Here is a 24,899-nt window from a genome sequence, read left to right on the forward strand (position 1 = left end):
ATATGCGGCCGCTGGAAGACAACGAACACTCAGATCGCTGAAACTTCCTGGCTGGAAGCAGTTCACCATGAGTCTGGCCGTCAGTGACTGCGGCCAGGTAGGGCTAAGTTTCTGGAGATGGATAGGGCTCCCGCATTGTAAGTGGCACTCAGGCCTTCGCTGGCCGTCCCTTCCGTACGGCCAGCACTTTTTGCCGAATCGGAGAAGTTATGTTCGAAACCCTCGCCGTATTTTGCCTGCGTTACGAAACACCCAACGAGATCATTCAGCGTGTCGTCTATGTCGAGAAATACGATGGGGCTTACGACCTTGTGATTGCGCAGGCTCCCAGGAAGAAAGACGCACGCCACTTCACAGATCCTTGTTTCATCGGGAAAAAGGAAAAATTTGTGTCCGGCCATGAAGCGATGGTCAACGCGGAGAGCCTCGTCGACTGCTATCAGAAGCAGGGCTGGCTGCTGGTAGGCGGCAACCTCGAACAGCTGGCGAATTAGAGAAGCTAAGGACACGCTCCAGGGTAAACGCCCGTTTACTCTGCGCATCGTAGTTGACTCAAAGACGAAAGCAACAGCCATTAGCATTCGACCGGTTGATCGAGAGATAACCGGGACTGCAATAGACGATCAGCTCCCTGACCGGCAGTTTACTTACTCATTTGGAAGGGAAAGTTTCTGGCGGAGAGAGGGGGATTCGAACCCCCGATAGAGCTTTAGACCCTATAACGGTTTAGCAAACCGCCGCCTTCAGCCACTCGGCCATCTCTCCTGGTTGGACTGACCCAGTATACCGAACTTTTTGCCGAAACCGGCAAGTCTTCTGGGCAACCCCTCCAAGCAGGCGTGTTTTAGGCGTTTCAGGGGCATCTCCATCGCCCTCGAGGGGGCATCCTAGTTTTTGGTCGACAGGTTTCAAGCATGCACGGCCCGGCGCGGAAGATTTACCGGGCGCCTGAGCCTACGGAATTTCCTAATGAGGTGCTGCTATGAGCGACAAATATACGGATCAGACTCTAACCGGAACCACCGTCGTTGCCCACTTTGCCGATGGAGAGAGCGCGCATCGCGCCATCCTCGAACTGCGTGATATGGGTTTTGACACCAGCACGATCGGCGCCGCTTTTCACAGCAATCCTGGCGGCGGAACCAACGAGCATTTCGACACAATTGGTAAGGTCGGTTCACACTTCGAAGCTGCGGGAGCAACTTCAGACACCAGCGCCGTTACCCCCAGCGGGCTCGCAACTGGCGCCGGCAGCACTGGAGCGGGTGCATCCCGCCCCGGACCGATTCCGGGCGGTGGCATCCCGAGCACGCTGCCGCATTCGATTCCGAGCACCATCCCAAGCACGCTGCACCCCGAGTCTGTAGCGCCTAACACCGCTAAGCCGATTTCTGCGGTTCCTGCCGCGACCGGGGTAAGGGCTGACTGGTCCGACCGCCTCAATCCCATCTTCTCGAGCGAACCCACTTCGAGCAGCCGCAAACCGGTTGCCGATCCGGCAAAGGAAGCCAGGAAGGATGAAAAGGCAGCCGTAAGTGCGGCGAAGGCGGAAGAGAAGAGCAAGTCAGAATTCGGTACCGGCCAGGGCCGTCTTGGCCTCGAGCCGGTTTACCACCCCTATTCGGGAGCCGCATTCGAAACATCTTTTTCCAATATGGGAGCAACGCAGTCGCACGCGCGCCGCGTTTCCCAGGAACTGAGCCGCGGCGGTGCGGTGGTGACGGTGAACGCCGGTTCACGGCTGGCAGACGCCGAGCAGATCATCGGCCGGCACAACGGTGTCATTCGCTACGAAGAAGGCAATGCGGTGACGGGCGAGTCCGCTTATAACGCCACCCCGGCTCGCATGGAGCTCTTTGGCGAGATGCGTCGCGCCTACCCGCTCGATCCGGAAGCACCTGTCCGTAAGGCATCCTAACCAGCTAGTCGCGACACAATGGGCCTGCGCACGCGACGCAGGCCCATATTTCTGTTTTCCAGCCTCACACGCCGCGTTACTCTGGAATCCACCTCTTGGAGATTCCGGCAGTCACCCGCGTCCCCCAATCCGCACGAAAGCCAGCCACAGGACGCCTTCGCATGCTTCCGCTTGCGGCGGCCACCTTCTTCATGGTGTCCGGCGGCCCATACGGTATCGAAGACATCCTCGGAGGCGCGGGTTATCTTAAAGCGCTCGCCATTCTCGCGATCCTGCCATTCCTGTGGAGTTTCCCGACGGCGCTCATGATGGGTGAGCTCACCAGCGCCATCCCCTGCGAGGGAGGGTTCTACGTCTGGGTGCGGCGGGCTCTCGGTCCCTTCTGGGGATACCAGGAGGCCTGGCTTTCGCTCTCAGCCAGCATCTTCGACATGGCAATCTACCCCACGCTCTTTGTTCTCTACCTGAGCAAGGTTTATCCGGCCTGGACAGCCGGCTGGCGAGGCACTGCGTGGGAGCTGGCGCTGATCGCGGCCTGCTGTCTCTGGAATCTTCGCGGAGCTCCCGCCGTGGGCAGGGGATCCATCGTGTTGCTGGTTGTCCTGCTGGCGCCGTTTGGCGTTCTCGTGGGGCTTGCCTTCTGGCACGGCTGGCATCTGACCTCCGACCCGGCATGGAAGTCGCATAGCCCAACCGAAGCAGGACTTTCCACCGCCATCATCGTGGCGCTGTGGAACTACATGGGCTGGGATAACGCCTCTACCATTGCCCAGGAGGTGGAAAATCCCCAGCGCCAGTACGTCCGCGCCGTCTTCCTGAGCGCGATTGCTGTCGCGGTCATCTATATCGTTCCATTGCTGGCGATGGGCTATTCGGGATTCACCATCAAGGAGTTTTCGACGGGCTCGTGGGCAGATGCCGCGACCGCTCTCGGCGGCCCGCACCTGGGCCGGATCATTGCCCTCGGCGGAACGCTTACCGGGCTGGGCATGTTCAATTCGCTGATGATGTCCTACACGCGTCTCCCCGTGGTTCTGGCAGAAGATGGCATGCTGCCCGCCTTCATGATGCGGCGCAATCGCTACGGAGTTCCCTGGGTAGCTATGATCTTCTGTGCCGTAGCCTGGGCCATGGCGCTTCAGTTCAGCTTTGAACGGCTGATCTCGATCGACCTGGTTTTGTACGGTGGCAGCCTGATTCTGGAGTTTGTCGCGCTGGTCGTCCTGCGACTCAGGGAACCGGGCCTTGAGCGCCCGTTCCGTGCAGGAAATCTGCCCACGGCGATCTGCCTCGGCCTGATGCCGACCATGCTGATTGTGTATGCGGCTGTTTCTTCGCGGGACGAGAAAGTGGGGAAAATCTCGGCCCTGCTCTTTGCCGGGCTCGTCGCCCTGGCCGGACCGGTTTTCTATTCGATATCCCGCCGGCTGTGGGCGCCGCCGTCCGCTCCGCAGGAGCTTGAGGCGACGTCCTCCGGCGACTGAAAGCTACTTCTTGCTGCTGGCTTCCTTGTTCTTCTGGAAGTTCGCTGCTGCCTTCACGATGTGGTCGCGGGCATAAGCAGCATCGTGCCATCCATGAATCTCGACGCGCTTACCTTCCAGATCCTTGTAGATGGAGAAGAAGTGCGTGATTTCCTTGAGAATGTGCGGGTAAATCTCCGAGTAGTTCCAGACATCGGCATAGCGGGGATTGTTCTTACCGACCGCCAGCACCTTTTCGTCGAGAACGCCCTGATCGAGCATTTCCAGCAGGCCGATCGGCCGGACTTCCATCACGCATCCGGGGAAGCTCGCTGCATCCACGAGCACCAGCACGTCAAGCGGGTCGCCATCGTCGCTCAGAGTGGAGGGAATGAAACCGTAATCGCCCGGATAGTGGACGGGAGAATAAAGATTGCGATCCAGCCGAAAAACGCCCAGCTTCTTGTCGTATTCGTACTTGTTGATTCCCTCGGCGGGAATCTCAATGACCGCTTCAACGACTTCCGGCATCTTCGGGCCGACCGGCAATTCTAAATAATTAACCATGCTCTTCCTGTTTTGGAATTTTAGCCCTGACGGTGGTAACCGTGCAGGGGAGAGTTCTCAGAGTTTATAATCGGGCACGATGAAGGCTCATGTCTATGTAACGCTGAAGCGAACCGTCCTCGATCCCCAGGGACAGGCAATCCATAACGCATTAAAGAAGATGCAATACGCAGAAATCGAGGATATACGTCAGGGAAAATACTTCGTGTTAACGCTGGGTGATTCTCTTGACGCAGTGGCGGCGAAAAACGAAGTGGAGCGTATTGCCCGGGAAGTTCTAACCAATCCCGTGATCGAGGAATTTACGTTTCATCTCGAGGACGGCGAGTAGTTCCGCTGGCCCCGACTTTCCTGTCGTATCCCTATAATAAAGTATAGAAACCGCAGAGGTCTGGCTGCTTTTCACACCGGCGCGCCCGCGCGCGTCTTCAACCTCGCGTGCCGGTGTAGTCTCGCCTCCTGCCCGGCCGTCTTGAAGTCTTAAACAGAAGGAACCTGGAATGCCTCTCAATTGCGGAATCGTCGGCCTGCCGAATGTGGGCAAGAGCACTATTTTTAACGCCCTCACGTCGGCCAAAGCCGTTGCCGCGAACTATCCCTTCTGCACCATCGACCCCAACGTAGGTGTCGTCACGGTTCCCGATCCGCGCCTCGATAAGATCGCGCAGCTCATCCAGCCGAAGAGCCTCGTTCCTACGACGATGGAGTTCATCGACATCGCCGGCCTCGTCGCCGGGGCCAGCAAGGGAGAAGGGCTGGGCAACCAGTTCCTCGGCCACATTCGCCAGACCGACGCGATCGCGCATGTCGTCCGCTGCTTTGAAGATGACAACGTCATCCACGTAGCCGGCGGCGTCAACCCTCTGCACGACATCGACGTCATCAATACCGAACTGCTGCTCGCCGACCTTGACACCGTCGAGAAGCGCTTCCAGAAGGTCGAGAAGGCCGCCCGCAACACCAGCGACGCCAAGGTGCTGGCTGAGGCCTCCGGGCTCAAGAAGCTGCTCGAAGCCTTGCAGGAGGGCAAGCCTGCCCGGACCGTGGAGCTGGCCGACGAGGAAAAGATCAGCGCCCGCGACCTGCACCTGATCACCGCCAAGCCGATGCTCTACGTCGCCAATGTCGACGAAGCCGGCCTCCACGGCGAAAACAAGTACGTAGCGATGGTCGAGAAGCGCGCACAGGAAGAGAACGGCCAGGTCGTCCGCATCTGCGGTGCGATGGAGTCTGAAATTGCACTGCTCGAGCCGGAAGAGCGTAACGAGTTTCTGAAGGAAATGAACCTCGAAGAGCCGGGCCTGAACCGCCTGATCCATTCGGCCTACCGGCTGCTCGACCTCTTCACCTACTTCACTGCGGGAGTGCAGGAAGTCCGCGCCTGGACGATTCGTCGCGGCACCAAGGCTCCCGGAGCGGCGGGCGTTATCCACTCGGACTTTGAGCGTGGCTTCATCCGCGCCGAAGCTTATAGCTGCGAAGACCTCTTCGCGCTGGGCAGCGAACAGGCCGTGAAGGAAAAGGGACTCTACCGCTCCGAAGGTAAGGAATACGTCGTCCGTGACGGCGACATCCTCTTCTTCAAGTTCAACGTGTAATTTTTCTTCAAGGTTCTAAGACAAAATCCTGTTGCTTCAAAGCTCAAACGCCTTCCGGTGACGGAAGGCGTTTTGCTGTTTCGCATCCAAACAGTTTGAATGCGCATTGCATTTTCAAGTCTCGACTGAAGTATCGAGGAGAAAAGCATCGGAAATTCGCGGTAGGCTTGTGTTTTCAATTTTCACGGGGCAGGAAACCAGCTATGAATCGTCGCAGTTTTCTTCGGACGGCTACCAGCACCACCATCGCCGGTTTTACTGCGGCCGCTGCACCGCAGACCAGCGATCAACATCAGCAGGGGCGCGATCAGCAGGCTCGGGCCGGGGATGCGCCCGCCGGACTTTATGGCCCTTCCGCAACGGAAGCGCATTTCACGGAGTCCCGTCTTCGTGCCGCACTTGGTCTGGATAGCCCGGGCGGCAAACTTCGGAAGCCATCTGTTGAAGTCGTCGTTTTCAATTTTCCCAGCTGGCATTCCTCTCCGTATATGGAAGCGCGATTTGGCAAAGGCTGGACTGAATGGGACACCCTTCGCAATGCACGAACTCTTTTTCCGGGTCACACGATGCCGCACTATCCGCTGTGGGGCTACTTCAACGAAGCGGACCCTGAGTGGTCTGCCCGCGAGATCGATCTCGCCGTCGCTCATGGTATCCATGCCTGGATGATCGATTGGTACTGGCACGAGGGCACGCAGTTCTACCATGAGCAGATCGAGCAGGGTCTTCTGCGCGCACCCAACCGTGACAAGCTGAAGTTTGCCGTCATGTGGGCTAATCATGACTGGAAGAATGTCTATCCGGCTCGTTCGCCCAACGATGCAGCCATCCTGCTGCCACAGGTGCACACACTTCCCGATTTCGATCGCGTCGCCAACTACTGCGCCGAGCACTATTTCAAGGAACCGAACTATCTCCGCATTGACGATGCGCCCGTCTTTGCCATCTTCGACTGCGCCAAAATCATCGACCAGCTCGGCATCGGTGGTTTGCAGGAAGGCCTGGAGCGCATGCGCAAGCGCGCTCATGCCCTGGGTTTTCCCGCCCTTCATCTGCAGACTGTCGGCGGCTACGGCCGTTATGCCAGTCAGCTCCGCACCTTCGGCTTTGACAGCGCAACGGAATACGGAGCCTTCGGCTGGACCTACGGTTCGAGACCTCCCGGCTCACGAACCCCATACGGCATCGGAGCCTTCGAGGCAGCGAAAGGCTGGGCCGATAAGCACAATAGCCTGCCGCTCCCGTTCTTTCCCTGTGCCCAGGTGGGCTGGGATGACAGCCCGCGCTTTGAAGACTTCGCCGCCATTGCCATCAACCGCTCTCCCGATCAGTTCGAATGTCTCGTTCGCGCCGCACGTCACAGCGTAGCTGATGCAAAGCGGCCAATTATCTACGTGACCTCATGGAACGAGTGGACTGAAGACCACGTTCTCCTTCCCGACTCCATCTGGGGTTACAGCTACCTCGAAGCGCTGCAACGCGCGGCCCACGATTAAGCCTCACGCTTGTGCAGATTCCAGACTTCAGCAAAATCGCTCGCTGTATCTTCAGGGCGTCTCATCTGTGCCATGTTAGTCCCCGCAGCCACGGATGTTAAAAGCGCCCCACGCAATAACAAGTACTTTTCATAAGACAAATCCAGCTGAATCGGCCGGCTGATCTCTGTTGTAAACATGCAGGAGCGCCCGGCCAGGATAGGTATACTTCAGGCATGAAAACGGCGCAGGCAGGCATTTTCGCCCTCGGAACCTCTTCGCATGTTTACTTGGAGTTCGACCTCGTAGACAAGAAGCAGTGCAAGGAATTTGCTTCCGCTATCGCTGCAATCCGCGAGCCTCGAACGACTACCGGCGGCGTCAACTTCGTTATCGGATTCCGTCCGGAACTTTGGCACCAGATGGCGCCGGAGGATTCGCCCGCTCATGTCCAGGGGTTCGATAAGGATATTGCGGGTTCGGAAGGTTTTGTGATGCCTGCGACGCAGCACGATGCACTCGTGTGGATGTCTGGCAGCGCCTATGACGTGGTCTTCGACATGGGCAAGACGGTGATTAAGGATCTCGCTGGAAAGGCCACGCTGAAGGAAGAGACGTCAAGCTGGGCCTATCGCCACGACCGCGACCTTACGGGCTTTGTAGACGGGTCGGAGAATCCAACGCTTCTGGACGCACCGGGTTATGCGCTTCTCCCGGATGGCGTACCGGGTGCTGCGGGTTCCGTTCTGCTTCTGCAGAAGTGGAAACACAGGACCATGGAATGGGAGTCGTTGCCGGTGACGAAACAGGAGCTGGTGATGGGAAGAACGAAAGCCGAGAGCATCGAGTTGAAGAACAAGCCCGCGGACTCGCATGTCGCGAGAACGGACCAGGACAAGTTCGGAAACATCTTCCGGCGCAATATGCCCTACGGGAATGTAGAAGAACATGGCACGGTATTTGTCGGCTTCAGCGCCGAACAGGATCGGCTCGCCAGGATGCTCAACAGCATGGCCGGTGTGCTGGACGGCACGCGCGACGCACTGACGCGCTACACGCAGCCAGTGACGGGTGCATACTATTTCGTGCCTTCGGTTGAAGGCCTTCGAGAGCTGCGCTAGATCGGCTATCACGGTCGTGCCGCTCATTGAATCGGGAGCAGAGTCACTCGATCCAACTCAGGCATATTCATGTGAATGGCCCTTGCAGTAATCACTGCAAGGGCCATTTATTGTTTTCGCGCCGACAATCGCTTCTATGCCCAGGTCCACATCGGAACGATGACTTAGTTTCTGCTGCGCTGGTTCTTACGAATTGGCAACAGCGCTCTTGCTTGTGCTGAAGGCGTAGTCGAGCCACTCAAGCAGCAGCTTGATGTCGCTCGTCTCCACCGTGCCGCCGCCCCAGATTCTCAGTCCGGCGGGAGCATCGCGGTAGGATCCGATATCGAGCCCGGCGCCTTCGCTTTCGACCAGGCCTGTCAGCGATTTCAGGAAGGCAGCCTGCTTCTTGCTGTCCCACGTCGCGAAGTCAGCGTCATTGACCGCGAGACAGATCGAGGTCGAAGACCGCGTTGCAGGATCGGACGCCAGGAAGGTCGCCCAGGTGCTTGTCTGCTGCCAATCGCTAATGGCCTTGAGGTTCGCTTCCGACCTTGCAATCAACTGGCTGAGGCCGCCGATGGACTTCGCCCACTTCAATCCATCCAACGCATCTTCGACCGCCAGCATCGACGGAGTATTGATCGTCTCTCCGCTGAAGATGCCTTCGATCAGTTCGGTACCCTTCACGAGGCGGAAGATCTTGGGCAACGGGCGCTGCGGCTTGAAGGAGGTCAGGCGTTCTACCGCGCGCGGGCTCAGGACCAGCATGCCGTGCGCACCTTCGCCGCCGAGCACCTTCTGCCACGACCAGGTGATGACGTCCAGCTTCTTCCAGGGCAGGTCCATGGCGAAGACCGCCGAGGTCGCGTCGCAGAAGGTCAGCCCCTCGCGCGAGTCAGAGATCCAGTCGCCGTTCGGCACCCGGACACCCGAAGTAGTTCCGTTCCAGGTGAAAACGACATCCCGGTTCGTATCGACCTTGGCAAGGTCTGGAATCTCGCCATAAGGCGCTTCGTAGACGTTCACATCGGCCAGCTTGAGCTGCTTGGTGATGTCCGTGACCCACTCCTTGCCGAAGCTTTCCCATGCCAGCACGTCAACGCCCCGCGCTCCAAGCATCGACCAGAGTGCCATTTCAATCGCGCCCGTATCCGAACCAGGAACGATGCCAATACGGTAGTCTTCGGGAATCCCCAAAACTTCACGGGAGAGATTGATCACCTCTTGAAGCTTTGCTTTGCCCGGCTTCGAGCGATGCGAACGTCCGACCAGGGCGTCGCTGAGAGCAGACAAAGACCAACCGGGCCGTTTTGCGCACGGTCCTGAGGAAAAGTCTGGGTTAGTCGGTAGGTTTGCAGGTCGAGTCATCGAATTTTCCAATTGCATCAATCACCATCTCTGGCCGCTTATTGAGATTTCGCGACACATCCATAGGATAAATGCTCCGCCAGCCGCGCCGGGCCGGCCCAGTCTCACAGGATGGGATGATCGAATCCCGGGCGCCCCACCCATCGAGTCTGATGGGTGGGAACCCCAGACCTGGACAGGTGGCCCATTCAAGCCGCTTTTGGCTTGAGTGGGGCAGTAGGAACCCCAGACCCGGGTGAGTTCTTCTCACTGCCGCCGGTAGCTGGATCCTCGTAGACGTTCTTCACAAACCCGGAAGCATTCGTGTTGTGCCAGTCAGGATGCTCCTGCTTGAGCTTCGCGCTGATCTGTGTCCCGGCCTCGTCCGCGCTCACGCCGCGCAACTTCATATCGATGGCGCGCGCGCGAATCTCCCCGATCAGCTTTTCTTCCTTCGTGACCAGCGAACCATCGCCCGGGTAGCTGTGGTCTGGCACGACATGCTCGGCATGGAGCGCCTGGAGCTTTTCGACAACGTGCAGCCATGAGGTTGGTGTTCCGCCTTTGCCTTGCCCGGTGTAGATCATTGGCAAGGTCGCGTTCTGCACCACGTCACCCGAGATCAGAGTTTTATCCGGATCGACGAAAGTCAGCTCGTCGCCTTCGGTATGTGCGCCGCCCAGCCACATCAGCCGCACCATTACACCGCCGCCAAGATCGACCTTTGCCTCGTCGTGAAAGGTCACGTCAGGCATCCGGAAAGCCACGTCTTTCAGCAGGTCGCGATTCTCCTCCGAATGCTCCATGAATGCCTTCACCATGTCCATGCCATCGTGCTCGACTTCCATCTGCTGCACGTCGTTGCGGATGAGGATCGTATCGGCAGGGAAGCCGCTGTCGCCGGCCGCGTGCTCCGGATGGAAATGTGTCGTCGTCAGGTAAAGCCGCTTGCCCGGCGCGAGCTTCGCAGCGAAGCCGGCTGCAATGCGACCCATTGCTGGTCCCATGCCGGTGTCGACAACCATAGCCGAGCGCGAGCCCACGATGATGGCGATGTTGGGATTACCCTTGACCATCCATACATGCTCGGAGATGCGGCTGGGCGTGTCCGTTGCCGTCATCTTCCACTGGTGCGGATCTCCGGCAGGAGGCGGAGCCTGCGCGAAAGCGGCAATGGCAAACCATGAAGCGGCAATGAAACTGGCGACTGGTCTCTTCATGCCACTAATCTACAGCGGTTCGGGAAGAGCAGCTACGAGGTTTCCGTTGATCGTTCGCGGAGGCGCAGCTAGAATCGCCAGCGGAGTTGACCCGGCGCAACTTTCCACCTCTGTCGAACGTAAATGGATGTGGATTTCAAGCTGCGCGGAGAGCTGGAGGCCCGAATGGTTCATCGTGTTGGTGGAGCGCTGTCAGCGCTGTTGGTGGCCGGTTGCATCAGCGGATGGGCCCAGAATCAAAGCGCAGAGCCTGCGCCGGATGGCCAACCCGGGCAGTACACCCTGCGCACCGAATCGCGTGTCGTACTCAACGACGTGATGGTGACCGATAGCCAGGGGAATCCGGTCCGCGGATTGCCTGGCACAAGCTTTCGCGTCTACGACAACGGAAAGCTCCAGAAGGTCAACTCCTTCGAGGAGCACACACCGCAGCCCGGCGAAAAGTATGAGCCAGCCGCCCAATCCGGAGCGCCTGGCACTTTCTCGAATGCCAACCTGAAGCATCTGCCGCCGGTTGTGAATGTCGTGGTCATCGACATTGCCAACCTCGACATCGTCGACCAGATGTTCCTCTACGCGCAGCTGAAGAAATTCTTTGAGCAGGCGCCGCTCGACCAGCCCATTGCGATCTACCTGCGCGCCGCCGCCGGGTGTTTCCCGGTGCAGGACTTCACCGCCGACCGGGAAGTGCTGCTCGCAGCCTTGCGACGCACTATCCCGCGTGTTCCGCCGACTGGTAAGGAGTGGCTGAACGACCTGGACACCATGCACCGTCTTGCACTTCTTCTCGGGCCAGTACAGGGCCGCAAAAATGTGCTGTGGTTCTCGGGCGGTTCTACGCTCTTTCTGAACGCTGCAAAGAGCATGAATTCGCCGGATGTAACCGAGAACCTGCAGTTGATGGGAAATGACTCCAACTGGCGGCAACTCTACGACGAGCTGGAACAGGAGCGCATCGCCCTCTATCCCGTCGATGCCCGTGGACTGATGGTAGAGGTGGATCCGAGTATCCGCCGCCAGCACGAGCTCATGAACGAGATGGCGCAGGCCACGGGCGGGCAGGCCATCGTCAACACCAATGCCCTGCAGGAAGCCGCGGCGCGCCTGATGGACACCGATCGCAGCTACTACACGCTGTCCTACACGCCACAGAACTTCAAAGAAGATAACAAGTATCACAGGATCCGGATCGAACTCGATAATGGCAGCCACTACCAGCTGAGCTACCGGCAGGGTTATTACGCCGACGGTAGCAAGGGCGGCTCAGTCGACGTAAACGCCGTGCCCGGATCTCGCACCCGGCTGCTGAGCGACGGACAGAAGCTCACACTGCCCGGCCTGGGCCAGGAGCCAATCACCTTCCAGGCGCGCCTGCTCGATGCATCCAGCCCGGAGCTGGCGCAGCGAAAGGCGACCTCCACCCTCCAGGCAGAGCCTCCGCGAAAGAATTCGAAGTCCTACGTGGTCCGTTACTCGGTGCCGGCTTCCGGCCTGTCCCTGGTGCCCGATGGAGAGAAGCAGAAGCTGAGCATCGACGTGGCTTCGATCAAGCTCAGCGATACAGGAAACCTCACCGGCAAGCACGCCGAGGAGGTAGCCCTCACGCTCGGCGGAGACGCGTCCGCGCGCATCAAGGGCAAGTCGATCCTCATCGATCAACCGGTCAATCTGCGCGGAGAAGACAAGTATCTTTATCTGGCCGTCTGGGATCCGGTCAACGGAAGAACCGGCACCATGCAGGTGCCGGTCGATATTCCCAGGTAACCTGCGGGATCAATAGCCGTTGGCGATCAGGTATCCGACGGTCAGCTCAAACGCCGGCTTTGGCTCAAGCTTCTGCTGTGCCATCTTGATCAGGATGTCTGCTTCAAGATTTACCGGCGAGCCGGGCGCGAGTGTGTGCAGGTTCGTAGCCGCGTAGGTATGCGGAATAATGGCCACGCTCAGCTTCTCGCCATCCCACCTCGCAATCGTCAGGCTGATACCCTCGATCGCGACGGAGCCCTTCTCGACCATGAACGGGCGCAGGCTTTCGGGGACCTCGATCTCCAGCCACCAGTCGGTCTGGTTAGTGCTGTCGGCGTGAATCGGCTTTAGTGAAATCAGCGTACCCGTTGTATCGACGTGCCCCTGCACCACGTGGCCACCCAGCGGAGCGCCCGCAGGCGTCGGCAGCTCAAGATTCACCTTTGTGCCTGGAGCGAGGCGCGTCAGGGAAGTGCGCGCAACCGTTTCAGCAGCAAGATCGGCATGAAAGATAGGAGCAGCGATATCGAGCGCCGTAAGGCAGACACCGCTTACCGCGATGCTGTCGCCGGTGGAGAGCTTCGCAGCCAGTCCGGGAGCTTCCACGGTAATGCGCCGCGAGCCGGCGCGTTCTTCGATCGCAAGCACGGTTCCTACAGCTTCAATAAGGCCTGTAAACATACTCCAAGTTTACGACGGACCCGAATCCGCCGCCGCCCACGGATCGCGGATGTATCCCTCGAAGGAGATATCCGGGCCGGAAGGTTTCAGATTTACGTGGAGCAACTCCGGCCGAAGCGGTTCCAAAGGGCCAAGTACCGGCACCGCCGTTTCGCCAAGAAAGACCGGTGCGTAGAAGATATGCATTTTATCGACCAGCCCCAGGCCCAGTGCCGAGGTGTTGAGCTGCGAGCCGGCCTCGATCATGGCGCTGGTAATGTTCATGCTGCCCAGCCGCTCCAGCACCTTCTTCAGATCAATACGTCTACTGCCTCCGGTGCCATCGAGGCGTTCGACGCGGACTCCCATAGCCTCCAGCACATGCTGGCGTTCCGGCACTGGAGCGGTGCAGAAAACGAGTACATCCTCTGAAGCCGTCCGCACGATCTTCGAATCCAGGCGCAGTTGCAGCGACGAGTCGAGAATCACACGTAACAGCTTGCGGCGGCGTGGCAGCCCGGTGCGATCCGTCAGCAGGGGATCGTCGGCAAGCACAGTGTTGATGCCAGTAATCAGCGCATCGGACCGGTGCCGCATCGCCTGCACGGCCGCGAGCGATTCCTCGCCGGTAAGCATGTAAGGAGCGCCCGCCGGAACCTTCCCCGGCGCCGGAGCGATTCGACCATCGAGAGACATCGCCGTTTTGAGCGTGACAAAAGGGCGGTGATGCTGGATGAAGTGCGCGAAGCCATCGTTCAAGGCACGCGCTTCGCGCTCAAGCAGTCCAAAGGCAGTCGGGATGCCCGCCGCTTCCAGCTTTCCAAGTCCCTGCCCATTTACTGATGGATTGGGATCCTTCGTCGCGCAGATAACCCTGGCGACACCCGCAGCGATCAGCGCATCGGCGCACGGGCCGGTGCGTCCGGTATGGCTGCATGGCTCCAGCGTGACGTACGCGGTGCTTCCCCTGGCTGCGTCGCCGGCTTCGTTCAACGCGACGATCTCGGCGTGATCGCGCTTGTCGTAGACATGTGCTCCGCGGCCGATGATCCTGCCGTTTTTTACGAGCACGCAGCCGACAGAGGGATTCGGCGAGGCAAGCCCGAACGCCTCCTGCGCCAGTTGCAGCGCAAGCCGCATCCATTGCTCGTCGTCCGGCGAAAATACCACTGGGTTCAACGCACGATCCTGTGACACAGACTTACCTCTCAGCCTGCGAGGGAGAAGCTAGGCACCAAGCAGTGAATCGACAAAAGCATCGCTGTTGAAGGGCAGAAGATCGTCAATCTTCTCGCCTACACCGATGTAGCGCACGGGCAGTTTCAACTCGCGCGCAATGGCGATGGCAATGCCGCCTTTGGCCGTGCCATCGAGTTTGGTCAGCACGATTCCCGTCACCCCGGCTGCTTCGGTAAAGAGCCGGGCCTGCTGTAAGCCGTTCTGGCCAGTGGTCGCGTCCATCACCAGCAGCACTTCGTGGGGCGCATCCGGAATGATGCGCTGGGTGGTGCGGCGCATCTTGTCCAGCTCGTCCATCAGGCCGCTCTTGGTGTGCAGGCGTCCTGCTGTATCCACGATCAGGTAATCGCGGCCGCGGGCCTTCGAGGCCTGCAGGGCGTCAAAGAGCACGGCCGAAGGGTCGGCGCCCTGCTTCGACTTGATCATCTCTACGCCGCTGCGCTCGCTCCATACCTCGAGCTGCTCAATTGCCGCCGCGCGGAAGGTATCGGCTGCGCACAGCATGACCGATTTGCCCTGTTCGCGGAAATGCGCGCAGAGTTTGCCGCTGGTGGTCGTCTTGCCAGTGCCGTTCACGCCGACCATCATGATCACTTCCGGTACGGTGGCAACGGCGCGCGGAGGCCGCTGCTGCTCATCGAGAATGTTTTTGAGTTGTTCCTTGAGAAGCGTCTTTAGCTCGGCGCCATTCTCGATCTGCTGGCGCTTGGCGCGTTCGCGCAGGTTGCCAATGATCTCACCGGCGGTATTCACCCCGAGGTCCGAGGCGATCAGGCTCATCTCGAGTTCTTCGAGCGCGTCCTCATCCACCGCGCGGGTCATCGAGAGGACGCCTTCGATGCGATCCTCCAGGCTCTCGCGCGTACGCGAGACCGCCTGCTTCATCCTGTCGAAAAATCCCTGCTTAGGTGGTTCTTCCGCCTCTTTGAGGCTGCCAAACAGCGTTTGAATCATGACTCGGAGTACCTCACTGCTACTCTCTCGAGTTTAGCGCGGGAGTGGCTAAACGACTTCCGAGAGGACGCGGCGTTGGGGGAATGACAGGGGCTGGCGCGGGTTTTTCGCGACGATCTCGCCGCGGCGGACAAGCTCGATCAGGGCATCGACAGCGTTAGGGTCATAACGCTTGTCTGCCAGCCGTTTCAGCACCTCGAGCACATAAGCGGGATCCATCGCCGCCTGATATGGGCGAGCGGTCGTCATGGCGTCGAAGCTGTCGGCCACGGCAATCACACGCGCCATCATGGGGATCTCGTCGCCCCGCAGGCCGTAAGGATAGCCCTGCCCATCGAGCGATTCGTGATGCAGCTCCACCCCGGGGATCAGATCCTTCAGCGCTTCGATGGGCCGCAGGATGGCCGCGCCCTTCACCGTGTGGGCCTTTACGATGTCGAACTCCTCCGGGGTCAGAGGAGTATCTTTACGTACAATGGCGTCCTCGATACCGACGGTACCGATGTCATGCAGCAGCGCTGCCAGACGAATGCGCTCCACTTTTGCAGGCTCGATGCCAAGCTCGGTGGCGATCTGTGCGGAGTACCCGGCAACGCGGCCTGAGTGTCCTCGAAGGTAACTCGTCCGCTCGTCAACCGCCTTCGCGACCATGTGCATCAGCTCGGCCAGCGTAGCGCGATGCTGTTCGGCTTCGGACTGCTTTTCGAAGATCGAGTCCTGGAGCTTGCGCAGTGCGTTCTGCCAGGCAGTGGCCGGTTCTTCATAGACGCTGCCGCGCAGGTCTCGCGCCACAAGTTCCGCATGGCTAAGCAGTTCGGACTCAATCGCGAGCGCCAGCTTGTTCGAGTCGTGAGAGAACTTCCAGGTGAAAAGTGCGGCAAAAAACAGGCAAAGCCCGAGGACAGACAGCACCGGGACATAGAGCGGCCATCCCTCGACCAGGGCGAGACGATGCACACCGAACATGGCCCCGGAGACCAGACCGAGAACGAGGAGCGACTGCAGGAAGATGATCCAGCGGATTTTAGATGTGCGAGTCATCAGGGCAGTCGGGTGAGGTGAGAGCCTCTCTCGCTACCAAGTCTAGTGTTTTCAGCCCTGATTGAATCTCACACGAAAGTCGTAGTCTGTGCGTACTCTTGCCGTCAACAGTGTGCAGATCATCGCTCAGAGTGTGCAAAAACAGGACAGATTATTCATCCCGTCCGGGCCGGCGCATCAGTTCCTGGATCGCCTGCACCGGCAACCTCTCGCCATTCAGGATCGCGGCCATCTGGGAGGCGATGGGCAGCTCCACCCCGTACTGCTCGGCAAGCCCGAGCGCGGCAAAGGTGGTTCTGACTCCCTCGGCGACCTTGCCGTTCAGCCCGGCCAGGATCTCCGGCAGCGTCTTTCCCCGCCCCAACTCGATACCCACCCAGCGGTTGCGGGAGAGCCCTCCGGTGCAGGTGAGCACCAGGTCGCCGAGACCGGCGAGGCCGGACAGGGTTTCCCTGCGGCCTCCGCAGGCTACTGCCAGACGGGTTACTTCCGCGATACCCCGGGTGATAAGTGCTGCAGTACTGTTGTGACCAAGTTCAAGTCCCGAAACGATACCCGAGGCGATGGCGATGACGTTCTTCAGTGCCCCGCCGAGTTCCACTCCTATCACGTCTTCGTTGGTGTAGACCCGCAGGCTGGAGCTGCCGAAGTCATTCTGAATCCGGGCGGCCACGTCGTGGCCGGCAGACGCCACGGTGAGAGCCGTCGGTGCGCCCACAGCGACCTCCTGCGCGAACGACGGTCCGCTCAGCACAGCCAGCGGCAGGCGCTTACCGAAGCGCGCAAGCGTATCGCCGATGACCTCGCTCATACGGAGGTAGGTCTGGTCTTCGACGCCTTTGGTAGCGCTGACCAGGATCTGGCCCTCACGCAGGTGTGGCGCAAAGAGCGAATAGGATTCGCGTACATGATGCGAAGGCATCACGCTGAGCAGAACGTCGGCCTCGCTGAGCGCCGCTGGAATATCACTGGTGACGGCGATACTCTCCGGAATCGGAATTCCGGGCAGGTATGCCGAATTGATGCGGTTGCGCGCAATGCCGTCGGCCACCGCATCGGTGTGAGACCAGAGAGTCACCTGGTGATCGCCGCGGCGGTCAATGCTCAACGCCAGCGCGGTGCCCCAGGCACCCGCGCCCATGACTGCGATTCTGCTCATGCGGTTGCGGCTCCGCTCTTCTTGCCGAAACGGTATTCGGTGCCGCGAACCAGCCGCCCGATGTTCTGGTGATGCTTGGCGATCACGATTACGGCTGCGAGAAAGATCACCGCCGTGAGCCAGCTTCCGTAAGCCGGGTGCCGCAAGACCATGGCAAAGCAGGGAAAGGCGATGGCGGCGAGAATCGAAGCCAGTGAGACATACTTCGACAGCAGGAAGACCACCGCAAAGACGCCCAGCGACGCCAGAGCTGCGAGGGGAGCGATAGCGACGAATACGCCGAAGGCCGTCGCCACGCCCTTGCCGCCTTTGAACCGTAGCCAGACCGTATAGATGTGGCCGAGGATCGCGAAGAGTGCGGCGATGGCCAGCAGGTTCTGGCGGGAGACTCCCTGACCGGCAGGAACGAACTGCGTCAGCCATACCGCGAGGAAACCCTTGCAGGCGTCGAGCAGGAAAGTCAGCGCCCCCAGCCCCTTGTTTCCGCTGCGCAGAACATTGGTAGCGCCGATGTTTCCGCTACCCTTCGAGCGGATGTCTTCTTTCAGTACTGCGCGCACCAGGAGAAACCCGAAGGGAATAGACCCGAGCAGGTATGCTCCCACGGCAACGAAAAAGTAAGTCGATAAGGGCATTGCACTTATGAGTCTAGCAGTCCTGCATCAGGCGGCGGCGAACCTGGTCGAGCGCTGTCTGGCTGGCGTAGGCGCGGATGCGCGCCCGGTCACCGCTGAAGCGGCGCTCGATCACTTCGGTATTCTTTCCGTCACTCACGCCAATGTAGACGAGCCCGACCGGCTTTTCTTCTGAGCCGCCGGTTGGACCAGCGATTCCCGTTACGCCCAGCCCGTAGGTTGTGTCGCAGCGCAGGCGGATGCCTTCAGCAAGCGCCCCTGCTACCTCGCGGCTGACTGCGCCATGCCGCTCGATCATGTCGGCCGGAACTCCGGCCAGCTCCGTCTTCAGCTCATTGCTGTAAACGACCGCACCGCCCCAGAACGACCTTGATGCTCCGCTTATGCTCGTCAGCCTTTCGGCGACGAGGCCGCCGGTGCAGCTCTCCGCAACAGAAAGCGTCGAAGCCTTCATGCCGAGGTAGTAGAGAACGATCTGTTCCAGCGTCTCGCCTTCCGAGGAATAGATCAGGTCTTCGAGCTCTTCTTCGATCTTTCCGGCCAGCTCGTCCACGCGCGCCCGCGCTGCCGGCATCGTGGCTTTGGTGCAGACCAGGCTTAGCTGAATGTCTCCGAGATGCGCGAGAATCGTCGTCTCCACGTCGGAATACTGCTGATAGATCGGGGCAATGCGCGCATCGGCCGCCGATTCGCCGATTAGTGCCACTTTGAGCGTGCGAACGGCCATGAAGCGATTCGGCAGCAGCTCCTTGAACAGCGGCATGCACTGTTCATCGAACATCGGCTTCAGCTCAGATGGAGGTCCGGGAAGCAGCAGTACCAGCTTGCGGTGCTTGCCGTAGACCGTATCGAGCCACTGGCCGGGAGCCGTTCCGCGTGGGTTCTCGAGAACGATTGCTCCTTCGAGAATGTCGGACTGCTTTTCGTTGTTCCGCGTCATTGTGCTGCGGCGTTCGGCGGCACGCGTGTAAAGCCCCGCGAGGATGGTATGGTCCCGCTTCAATGCGATGCCGAGGGAGTGGGCCGCGGCTTCGCGGGTCAGGTCGTCCTCGGTGGGGCCAAGCCCGCCCATGATGACGATGATGTCCGTCCGGGAAAGCGCGGTCTGGATCGCGGAGATGAGGTGCCGCGGGCGGTCGCCGACGATGGTCTTGAAGACCACGCTTACACCCAGCGTATTCAGCCGTTCCGTAACGAAAAGGGAGTTAGTGTCCTGCCGGTGCGGCGTCAGCAACTCCGAGCCAATTGCAATGATCTCCGAGTTCATCGAGCTCCAGACAGTCGCGAGAAATCAAATGGAATCGCGAGCCTCATCCCTGAAGGACGTGGTAGCCCTCAATCCCCAACGCTACATCATATATGGCCTTGCTGGTTGCAACCAACGCACTTCCGCCGGGTACAAACGCAAAGCCGACAATCCCCGAACCAGCAACTGCAAGGTGAGCGTCTCCCGACTGGGGCAGGCATACGATGCCTCGCCTGCCGCCGATGGAGGCCGCCACATAGACGCTTCCGGCGATGTCCACGGCAATACCCTGCGGGCGCCCAAGGCCACGATAATAAACGGAAATTTCACCGTTGCCATTGATGGCGTAGACATTGTCGAAGCTCGAAGTCGTAGGACCGGTCACATACAGCGTTCCGTCTAGGCCGAAAGCCAGATGGTATGCCGATACGCTCGGTTCAAGGGTGGCAAAGACGAAGATCTGCCGGTCCGGAGCGATCTTGAAGATGGTTCCGCTACGGTCGCCTACGTAGAGGTTCCGCTGCGCGTCGAAGGCCATGCCGGTCGCAACGCCCATGCCTTCGGCATATACCGATACCGCGCCAGCAGGAGTGACGCGATAGATCACGCCTTCATGCCGTGACGACACGTAAAGCGTGCCCTCGTCGTCGAGCGCCAGGCCGGTCGCGTTGATGATGTCGCTCGCAAAGGCCTGCGATTCGCCGCTGGCATCGATGCGGAAGATCGAGACCGGAGTCTCCTGCCCGCGTGCTCCGGAAAACGTGGCGAAGATATTGCCATTGGCGTCGACTGCCGGATTCGCAACCATGTGCACCTCATTTGCGATAAGGTTGCCGATAGCCACGTCAGCCGTGTTGCTCTGCGCACCGTTCTGCAGAATGCGCAGCGTGCCGCCCTCGGCTTCTTCCGGAATCTGCAGCACCAGGCGGCTCTCACGGCTCAGCAGCACCTGTGCAGCGAGGTCCCCGACCATTGCTACTGGACGGCGGTTGGCAACCGGGCCGAGATTGGTTCCGTGAATTTCGATTTCACCACCCGGCAGCACCGCCGTCGGATCGATTTCTTCGATGTGAGGAGCGGGGCCGGTTTCGGGTTTGATGAGAGACACCATATTCGACTGCTTCCAACTCTCCGCGCCATCTAGTGCCAGAAGCGCATGATCATAGCGAAAACGAGCAATCCGTAAAAGCCCGCGGCCACGTCATCCATCATGATACCCAAGCCGCCATGCAGACTCTCAAGCTGCCGTGCAGGAGGTGGCTTCAAAATATCGAAAAGCCGGAAGAGCGCCAGCCCGAGCGCAGCGTGAGCAAGATCGACAGGGCACAGAATCAGGGTGATCCACTGGCCGGCCACCTCGTCGATGACGACGTGCTGCGGGTCTTCGCGACCGCTCTCCTTCTCGACAATCGAGGCGGCCGCAATACCGGCGACCGTGGCAACGGCAGCCGCGACAATCGTGGAGATTCTAAGCGAGGTGGTGGAAGGATGGGCCAGTTTCGCGGCAGCGAACCAGAGAATGACAGCTGCGACTGATCCCCACGTTCCCGGGCCGGGCTTGATCAGTCCTGCGCCAAAGAATGTTCCGAGAGCCCAGGCCCAGCCGGTCCTCTTCGTCGTGGCGTTAGTTGCGGAAGTCGTCGTCATCGTCACCGCGGGGCCGTTGCATTTCGCCGAGACCTTCCAATACATCCGGGTCAAGAATCGGCGAGGAAATCTTGTAAGCGCCGCTTGCCCACTTGCCAAGATCAATCACGCGGCACTTGTCGCTGCAGAAGGGGAAATTCTCGTCCGTGGCCGTGACCAGCGTGCGGCAGGTCGGGCAGCGCAGTACGACTTTTTTCTTTGCGGGCATACTTAACCTGTTATTCCGATTCGGGGCTTGCCGCGATAACCCGGGCGACCACATCGTAGTCGTGGCTTTCGGTGATCTCGCAGCGGTAGAAGCGGCCCGGAGTCAGGCTTTCGAAGGGGCCGAAATCGTTGATGTAAACGGTGCCGTCAATCTCGGGGGCGTGAAACTGGCTGCGCGCCTCCCACAGCATCGGAGTTTCTTCCGACTCGCCCTCAACCAGCACGTCAAGCTCGCGGCCTACCCATGCGTTCTTGGCCTTCTTGCTGATCTTCTGCTGGATCTTCATCAGTTCGCGCTTACGGCGTTCGATAGTGCGCTGCGGAACCTTCTCGCCCAGGTCGAAAGCTTTGGAACCCTCTTCATCGGAGTAGGTGAAAACGCCCAGCCAGTCGAACTTCGCCTCGCGAACGAAGTTGCACAGCGTTTCGAAGTCCTCCTCGGTTTCACCCGGGAAGCCAACGATGAACGAAGTGCGCAGGGCGACATCCGGAACAGCCTCACGAACCTTGGCGACCGTCTTGAGGAAGATCTCGGCGTTCGCGCCGCGCTTCATGCTCTTCAGCACCGGTCCGGCAGCATGCTGCAGCGGAACGTCGAGGTACTTGACGATATTCGGGTGCTTGGCGATGGTCTCAAGCAGCTTGCCTGTGACCTTGTTGGGATAGGCGTAGAGGAAGCGCAGCCAGGTGAGATTCGGTATCTGCGCCAGCCGGTCGAGCAGTGTCGCCAGGCCGTCCTTCATGCCCATGTCTTCGCCGTAGCAGGTCGTGTCCTGCCCGATCAGCGTAATCTCGCGCACTCCCTGCGCTACCAGGCTTTCGGCTTCAGCGATGACCGACTCGAAGCGCCGCGAGCGGAACTTGCCGCGCAGGTTCGGAATCACGCAGAAGGCGCAGGGATGGTCGCAGCCTTCGGCAATCTTGATGTAAGCCGAAGCCTTCTTCGTCGCCAGCAAACGCGGCGTGGTGTGGTCGTACAGATACTGCGGAAGCTGCGCCTCGGCACCATCCCAATCAGTTCGCGCAAAGCGTCCCTGCGATTCGCGCAGGTCGCCTTCGGCACGCGCAGCCTGCGAGGCAGAGAGGATTGTGAATGGCGTAGGCTCCTGTATCTGCGGAGCAGGTGCTGAAAGTCCGGCGGCGGCGAGAATATTCTCAAGCTCGCCCGTCCCCACGACCGCGTCTACCTCGGGGATATTTTTGCGGATCTCATCGCGGTAGCGCTCGACGAGGCAGCCGGCGACGATCAGCTTGCGCGCCTTGCCCGTGGTCTTGTGCTGCGCCATCTCGAGGATGGTATCGACCGATTCCTGCTTGGCGGCGTCGATGAACGAGCAGGTGTTGACGACCAGGATCTCCGCGGCTTCGACGTCAGAGGTCATCTGAGCGCCGGCGCGGTCGAGCAGGCCCATCATCACTTCGCTGTCGACAAGGTTTTTGGGGCAGCCAAGGCTGACGAAGCCGATCTTGGGCTTCGCGGCGGAATTTTCGGTTTTTGCGGAGTCGACGCCCGTAACAGGGCCATCGAGAAGGAGTTCGGTCACAAGCTCCATTTTACCGGAAAACGGGCGAAATCGGCGGCTGGATTACGTGGTTCCTTCGTGCCATCCCGGACCGAATATTCCGCCACGGCATAGGGAACACAGAGGGTTCTGCGCCCAGCCAAAAGCCTCGGCCTTGTCCGGATGACAAACGACGCCCCGGCGACCTTGGCGAAACCTTTGCGTCGTTGCGGTGAACAACTCTGTCAATTCACCGCAAAGACGCAAAGGAACGCAAAGAAAACCCGCAAAGATTTTCTCTGTGCTCTCTGTGTCCTCTGTGGTAAATCGCTTTGCTCAGTCGAGCAGAGCCTCGATCTCGGCAATCTCGAAACGCATCGCATCTTCGGCCGCGCCGAAGGTCGTAGCGAGCTCCAGCTTTCCGGCAAGGTACCGGTAAGCCTGCTTCGTCTCCGGATCGATCACCCATATCTGCGGGATACCCATTGCCGAGTAATCGTCGAGCTTGCGCATTACGCGCGTCATCGTGTCCTCGGGCGAAAGAACCTCAAAGACCGCAACCGGCGGATGCGTGATCACCTGCTCGACCGGCAGGCTGCGATCCAGCACCGTGACATCGGGAATGCGGAAGCGGGTGGGCTTTATCTGCACCCGCAATTCGGGACGCACCCTGACTCCCCACTTCTGCTCGTGCTTCCAGAAAAAGCGCTGAATGGCTTGTTGCCAGGAGGCGTGATCGTACTCACCCATAGGCCGTTCTTCTATCTCCCCGTCGACATATTCAGCATCGGGTTCGTATTGGGAGGAGCGCAGATAGACCTCCACTGGAACAAAGGCATGTGCTGCCATGGTGGTCCCTCCTGTGCAAAAGTCTAGCACCGGCTCTGGATACAGGGCATGTGTAACGCGGCTTCAAGGTGTTACCATAGGACGTGTGCCGGGTCCTACGCGGCGAAATCTCGTGAACCCCGCCAGGTCCGGAAGGAAGCAACGGTAACGGGCTAGTACGTGCGCAGTAGGTCACCCGGTACATTTTCGTTTCCTTTCAACTCTCTCCAGTCGCCATTCGCTCCCCGTTCGTGGACAGCAATCCGCTAAGTCGGCGAAAATCATACTGTTCAAATTCGTTTTATCCTGGAGAACCTCATTGAGTCTTGTCGTGCGTCCGCGTGTTTCACGACGCGCTAAAATCAGTGCTCTTGGAACATACGTTCCCCCGCGTCTTCTCACGAACAAAGACCTCGAAAAGATGGTCGACACCACCGACGAGTGGATTTTCAGCCGCGTCGGCATCCGCGAACGCCATATTGTCGAAAAAGGCACCCCAACCAGCGAACTTGCCTACCAGGCAACTGTGAAATGCCTTGCCGACCGCGGCATTGACGGCTCCCAGGTCGACGCCATTATCGTCGCTACCATTACACCGGATATGTTCTTCCCCGCGACCGCTTGCATCGTGCAGGACCGCATCGGTGCGAAGGGTGCCTGGGGGTTCGATCTTTCCGCAGCTTGTTCCGGATTCGTCTACGCCCTGCAGGTCGGCGCCAAGCTGGTCGAAAGCGGGGCGCATGAAAAAGTGCTGGTCATCGGCGCGGACACCATGTCGTCCATCATCGACTACACCGATCGTTCCACCTGCGTGCTCTTCGGAGATGGCGCTGGAGCCGTGCTGATCGAGCCGGCCGAAGAAGGCGAGATCGGCATGGTCGATTTTGTGCATGAGATCGACGGCTCGGGCGCAAACGCGCTCAAGATGCCCGGTGGAGGCAGCCTGCATCCGGCGAGCGAAGCGACCGTTCTCGACCGCCTGCACTATGTCCACCAGGACGGACAGGCCGTCTACAAGTTTGCCGTGCGCAAGATGGTTGAGACCTCGGAAGCGGTTCTGAACCGCAACGGAGTCAGCATCGACCAGATCGCCTGCTTTGTGCCGCACCAGGCAAATCGCCGCATCATCGAGTCCAGCGCCGAACGCCTTGGCCTGCCGCTCGAGCGCGTCGCCATCAACATCGATCGCTACGGCAACACTACGGCGGGAACCATTCCGCTGGCCATGGGAACCGCCCGCGAAGAAAACCGCCTGCACAAGGGAGATCTGGTGCTGGCAACCAGCGTCGGAGCCGGATTTACCGTAGGCTCCTGCCTGCTGCGCTGGGAGATTTAAGACTGAAA

24 protein-coding genes, 1 tRNA gene and 1 other RNA gene are annotated in these 24,899 nt (G+C 59.6%); 10 read left to right on the plus strand and 16 right to left on the minus strand.

The genetic code is table 11. The annotated features are described in order from the left end of the window. Positions 1–209: 209 nt before the first annotated feature. Positions 210–494 carry a hypothetical protein gene (locus LJD29_RS10480; protein WP_446745706.1) on the plus strand — a complete coding sequence of 95 codons (285 nt, stop codon included), beginning with the start codon at positions 210–212 and terminating at the stop codon, positions 492–494. A 178-nt stretch (positions 495–672) separates the two neighbouring features. Here LJD29_RS10480 and LJD29_RS10485 read toward each other — a convergent pair. Beyond that, positions 673–765, minus strand: a tRNA-Ser gene (locus LJD29_RS10485). A gap of 217 nt (positions 766–982) precedes the next feature. Between LJD29_RS10485 and LJD29_RS10490 the strand changes: the two genes are divergently transcribed. Beyond that, complete coding sequence (locus LJD29_RS10490; protein WP_446745707.1) at positions 983–1,918, plus strand: hypothetical protein; 936 nt, start codon at positions 983–985, stop codon at positions 1,916–1,918. A 161-nt stretch (positions 1,919–2,079) separates the two neighbouring features. Continuing rightward, positions 2,080–3,402, plus strand: a complete 1,323-nt coding sequence (locus tag LJD29_RS10495; protein WP_446745708.1) for an APC family permease — start codon at positions 2,080–2,082, stop codon at positions 3,400–3,402. Between the two features lie 3 nt (positions 3,403–3,405). Here LJD29_RS10495 and LJD29_RS10500 read toward each other — a convergent pair whose 3' ends face one another. Further along, on the minus strand, positions 3,406–3,948 hold the full coding sequence (locus tag LJD29_RS10500; protein ID WP_446745709.1) for an inorganic diphosphatase: 543 nt from the start codon (positions 3,946–3,948) through the stop codon (positions 3,406–3,408). A 79-nt stretch (positions 3,949–4,027) separates the two neighbouring features. Here LJD29_RS10500 and purS point away from each other — a divergent pair, with 79 nt between their 5' ends. From purS to LJD29_RS10520, 4 genes are all read left to right on the plus strand, one after another. After that, positions 4,028–4,279: a phosphoribosylformylglycinamidine synthase subunit PurS gene (gene purS / locus LJD29_RS10505; protein ID WP_446745710.1), complete on the plus strand. Its 252-nt coding sequence runs from the start codon at positions 4,028–4,030 to the stop codon at positions 4,277–4,279. 169 nt (positions 4,280–4,448) lie between these two features. Further along, positions 4,449–5,546, plus strand: coding sequence for a redox-regulated ATPase YchF (gene ychF / locus LJD29_RS10510; RefSeq protein WP_446745711.1), 1,098 nt, complete (start codon positions 4,449–4,451; stop codon positions 5,544–5,546). 203 nt (positions 5,547–5,749) lie between these two features. Next, the gene (locus LJD29_RS10515; RefSeq protein ID WP_446745712.1) at positions 5,750–7,042 is read left to right on the plus strand and encodes a glycoside hydrolase family 99-like domain-containing protein; all 1,293 of its coding nucleotides are present in this window, start codon (positions 5,750–5,752) and stop codon (positions 7,040–7,042) included. Between the two features lie 215 nt (positions 7,043–7,257). Next, positions 7,258–8,142 carry a Dyp-type peroxidase gene (locus tag LJD29_RS10520; RefSeq protein WP_446745713.1) on the plus strand — a complete coding sequence of 295 codons (885 nt, stop codon included), beginning with the start codon at positions 7,258–7,260 and terminating at the stop codon, positions 8,140–8,142. A 186-nt stretch (positions 8,143–8,328) separates the two neighbouring features. Here the strand turns inward: LJD29_RS10520 and LJD29_RS10525 are convergent, their stop codons facing one another. After that, on the minus strand, positions 8,329–9,510 hold the full coding sequence (locus tag LJD29_RS10525; protein WP_446745714.1) for a phosphoserine transaminase: 1,182 nt from the start codon (positions 9,508–9,510) through the stop codon (positions 8,329–8,331). Between the two features lie 170 nt (positions 9,511–9,680). Beyond that, a complete protein-coding gene (locus LJD29_RS10530; protein ID WP_446745715.1) occupies positions 9,681–10,691 on the minus strand; it encodes an MBL fold metallo-hydrolase in 1,011 nt (336 codons plus the stop codon). A 165-nt stretch (positions 10,692–10,856) separates the two neighbouring features. Between LJD29_RS10530 and LJD29_RS10535 the strand changes: the two genes are divergently transcribed. Continuing rightward, entirely contained in the window at positions 10,857–12,455 is a 1,599-nt protein-coding gene (locus tag LJD29_RS10535) for a VWA domain-containing protein (RefSeq protein ID WP_446745716.1), read from the plus strand. Positions 12,456–12,464: 9 nt separating this feature from the next. Here the strand turns inward: LJD29_RS10535 and LJD29_RS10540 are convergent, their stop codons facing one another. From LJD29_RS10540 to LJD29_RS10595, 12 genes are all read right to left on the minus strand, one after another. Beyond that, complete coding sequence (locus tag LJD29_RS10540; RefSeq protein ID WP_446745717.1) at positions 12,465–13,118, minus strand: riboflavin synthase; 654 nt, start codon at positions 13,116–13,118, stop codon at positions 12,465–12,467. A 9-nt stretch (positions 13,119–13,127) separates the two neighbouring features. Further along, on the minus strand, positions 13,128–14,294 hold the full coding sequence (gene ribD, locus LJD29_RS10545; protein ID WP_446745718.1) for a bifunctional diaminohydroxyphosphoribosylaminopyrimidine deaminase/5-amino-6-(5-phosphoribosylamino)uracil reductase RibD: 1,167 nt from the start codon (positions 14,292–14,294) through the stop codon (positions 13,128–13,130). Between the two features lie 30 nt (positions 14,295–14,324). Further along, positions 14,325–15,290: a signal recognition particle-docking protein FtsY gene (gene ftsY, locus LJD29_RS10550; protein WP_446745719.1), complete on the minus strand. Its 966-nt coding sequence runs from the start codon at positions 15,288–15,290 to the stop codon at positions 14,325–14,327. A gap of 48 nt (positions 15,291–15,338) precedes the next feature. Beyond that, a complete protein-coding gene (locus LJD29_RS10555) occupies positions 15,339–16,331 on the minus strand; it encodes an HD-GYP domain-containing protein (RefSeq protein ID WP_446745720.1) in 993 nt (330 codons plus the stop codon). A 151-nt stretch (positions 16,332–16,482) separates the two neighbouring features. After that, positions 16,483–17,490, minus strand: coding sequence for an NAD(P)H-dependent glycerol-3-phosphate dehydrogenase (locus tag LJD29_RS10560; protein ID WP_446745721.1), 1,008 nt, complete (start codon positions 17,488–17,490; stop codon positions 16,483–16,485). Next, the gene (plsY, locus tag LJD29_RS10565) at positions 17,487–18,125 is read right to left on the minus strand and encodes a glycerol-3-phosphate 1-O-acyltransferase PlsY (RefSeq protein ID WP_446745722.1); all 639 of its coding nucleotides are present in this window, start codon (positions 18,123–18,125) and stop codon (positions 17,487–17,489) included. The genes LJD29_RS10560 and plsY overlap by 4 nt, the downstream gene beginning before the upstream one ends. 13 nt (positions 18,126–18,138) lie before the next feature. Continuing rightward, a complete protein-coding gene (locus LJD29_RS10570; protein WP_446745723.1) occupies positions 18,139–19,392 on the minus strand; it encodes a competence/damage-inducible protein A in 1,254 nt (417 codons plus the stop codon). A gap of 43 nt (positions 19,393–19,435) precedes the next feature. Further along, the gene (locus LJD29_RS10575) at positions 19,436–20,482 is read right to left on the minus strand and encodes a gluconolaconase (RefSeq protein WP_446745724.1); all 1,047 of its coding nucleotides are present in this window, start codon (positions 20,480–20,482) and stop codon (positions 19,436–19,438) included. Positions 20,483–20,511: 29 nt separating this feature from the next. Beyond that, positions 20,512–21,018: a phosphatidylglycerophosphatase A family protein gene (locus tag LJD29_RS10580; RefSeq protein ID WP_446745725.1), complete on the minus strand. Its 507-nt coding sequence runs from the start codon at positions 21,016–21,018 to the stop codon at positions 20,512–20,514. Beyond that, on the minus strand, positions 20,996–21,226 hold the full coding sequence (locus LJD29_RS10585; protein WP_446745726.1) for a DNA gyrase inhibitor YacG: 231 nt from the start codon (positions 21,224–21,226) through the stop codon (positions 20,996–20,998). The genes LJD29_RS10580 and LJD29_RS10585 overlap by 23 nt, the downstream gene beginning before the upstream one ends. Before the next feature lie 10 nt (positions 21,227–21,236). Further along, a complete protein-coding gene (gene rimO, locus LJD29_RS10590; RefSeq protein ID WP_446745727.1) occupies positions 21,237–22,769 on the minus strand; it encodes a 30S ribosomal protein S12 methylthiotransferase RimO in 1,533 nt (510 codons plus the stop codon). A 294-nt stretch (positions 22,770–23,063) separates the two neighbouring features. Beyond that, the gene (locus LJD29_RS10595) at positions 23,064–23,576 is read right to left on the minus strand and encodes a Uma2 family endonuclease (RefSeq protein WP_446745728.1); all 513 of its coding nucleotides are present in this window, start codon (positions 23,574–23,576) and stop codon (positions 23,064–23,066) included. 86 nt (positions 23,577–23,662) lie between these two features. Between LJD29_RS10595 and ffs the strand changes: the two genes are divergently transcribed. Further along, positions 23,663–23,760: signal recognition particle sRNA small type (ffs, locus tag LJD29_RS10600), an RNA gene on the plus strand. A gap of 114 nt (positions 23,761–23,874) precedes the next feature. Further along, positions 23,875–24,891 carry a beta-ketoacyl-ACP synthase III gene (locus LJD29_RS10605; protein ID WP_446745729.1) on the plus strand — a complete coding sequence of 339 codons (1,017 nt, stop codon included), beginning with the start codon at positions 23,875–23,877 and terminating at the stop codon, positions 24,889–24,891. Positions 24,892–24,899 lie beyond the last annotated feature (8 nt).

Source organism: Silvibacterium acidisoli (genome assembly GCA_022870745.1).
Taxonomy (GTDB): domain Bacteria; phylum Acidobacteriota; class Terriglobia; order Terriglobales; family Acidobacteriaceae; genus Silvibacterium.